The organism is Pseudoalteromonas sp. SG43-7, from assembly GCF_014164295.1.
Classification (GTDB): Bacteria; Pseudomonadota; Gammaproteobacteria; order Enterobacterales; family Alteromonadaceae; genus Pseudoalteromonas; species Pseudoalteromonas rhizosphaerae.
The window spans coordinates 1-1,931 of sequence record NZ_JACJEY010000127.1 but is presented as its reverse complement, the minus strand read 5'-3'; the positions used below and the strand labels follow the sequence as shown (position 1 = coordinate 1,931).

Here is a 1,931-nt window from a genome sequence, read left to right as displayed (position 1 = left end):
TTGTAGTTTTTCAAGGTATTTGTTGGCGTTGTGATTGTGACGCAGCAGTAATACGGCAGCTTCCGAGAACGCCCATTTTAGATGTGCATTGCCAATTTTATTACCTTGGGTGCCATAGGTTTTGCTAGCAGACTCCGCTTTGCATTTGACTAACCGACTGTATGAGGCGAACTTTTGTACGCTTGAAAAGCGATTGATGTCACCAATTTCGTAAATGATGGTGAGTGCGAGAATGCGACCTATCCCATTAATTGTTTGCAAGATATTAAGGTGCACAGGGTTGTGCTGCTTAGCCATTTGTTCAATATAAAGCTCTAAAGGCTTAAGCTCCTTGTGATAGCAATCAAGTATGGCCATATTTAAATTAATAGATCGTTGCACAACGGGATCAGGGAAGTAATAGCGCATCTTTTCTCTGTCGCAAACGTTCTTTAAATTAACGTTGTGGGCAGGTAAATTGTACTGACTGGCAGTATTGGCAACATGGGCTTTTAAATCAGCGCCATGACGGACGATTTTAGTTCTGCGACGTAATAAGTCGCGCGTAGCACGCATATCTTTGTCATAGACATAAGCAAGTGGAAAGTTACCGCCACGGATGAGTTTAGCAATTTTATGCGAATCTATTTTATCGTTTTTAGCTTTTCCGCCATGAATCGCTTTCATGTATAGCGCATGACCAAGGATAAAGTCGATATTGTGCTCTTTGCAAAAATCAGCGACCCAATACCAGCAGTGCATGCACTCTACGCCAACCACAATGTCACCGATATACGGTTTAAGTAGTTTTAGCAGTGCGTCAGGGTCATCTTTAATTTTCTTGTGAACAAGGATAAGTCCTGAAAGTAAAAAGGACAGGCGCATTTTTTTGCAAATTTTTTGCAAAATCCATAGTATCAACTACTGTTTTTATATACAGTTTGACAGGAGTTGCTATGTATGACCCGGGCAAGAAAAAAGCTTATTGATTTAGCGTCCACATCTTATTATCACTTAATCTCACGATGCGTGAGACGTGCATTCTTGTGTGGTGATGATAAATACACAGGTAAAAACTTTGATCACCGTAGAGTGTGGTTAGTAGAGCGAATTAAGTTACTAAGTAGCGTTTTCGCTATAGAGATAGCTGCCTACGCGATAATGAGCAATCACTACCACCTTGTTGTGAACGTCAATAGACGTCAAGCACTTGATTGGTCTGATGATGAAGTAATTGAACGCTGGTATCAACTTTATAACGGCCATGTTTTAGTTGATCGTTACTTAAATGGTGAGCAGCTAGATAAGGCGAGTGTGCTCTTTTTTGATGAGATCATCGCTAAATGGCGCGCAAGGCTTTATGACATCAGCTGGTATATGAAAAACCTTAATGAGTACATTGCCCGCGAGGCCAATAAGGAAGATAACTGCACGGGCAAGTACTGGGAAGGGCGCTATAAGTCACAGGCATTATTAGATCAAACCGCAGTACTCAGTTGCATGGCCTACGTTGATTTGAATCCTATCAGAGCAAACATAGCCGATACGCTTGAAGACAGTGATTTTACCTCAATTCAAGAGCGTATAGCGCATTTCAAAGCCTTTACCACAGACACGGTCAAAGCAAATAAACCCCTCAAACAAAAAGATACTGTTCAATATGAAAGTCAACCAGCACAGCTAAAGCAATTTGGTGGTAATCATATTAAAGGCACGATCCCCTTTGCCTTACTGGATTACATTGAATTAGTCGACTGGAGTGGCCGCCAGATAGATCCAAAGAAAAAAGGGCATATCAACAAAAGCATACCAAAAGTGCTCCTGACGTTGAATATAGAAGAAGCGCAATGGCTTGAATCAATTCAACGTTTCAGGCAGCAGTACTCAAATTTTGCAGGCAGCAAACAACGGTTAAAGCAGCAAGCCGCCAGCAACGATGTAAAATGGTACAA

Annotated in this window: 1 protein-coding gene and 1 pseudogene; one reads left to right on the top strand and one right to left on the bottom strand. The window is 41.4% G+C overall.

From position 1 onward, the window contains the following. Positions 1-840: pseudogene (locus H5200_RS23000) on the bottom strand (IS110 family transposase); the annotation flags it as partial. A gap of 99 nt (positions 841-939) precedes the next feature. Here H5200_RS23000 and H5200_RS22995 point away from each other — a divergent pair. Further along, the coding region (locus H5200_RS22995) for a transposase (protein ID WP_259398591.1) at positions 940-1,931 on the top strand (992 nt) is incomplete at its 3' end.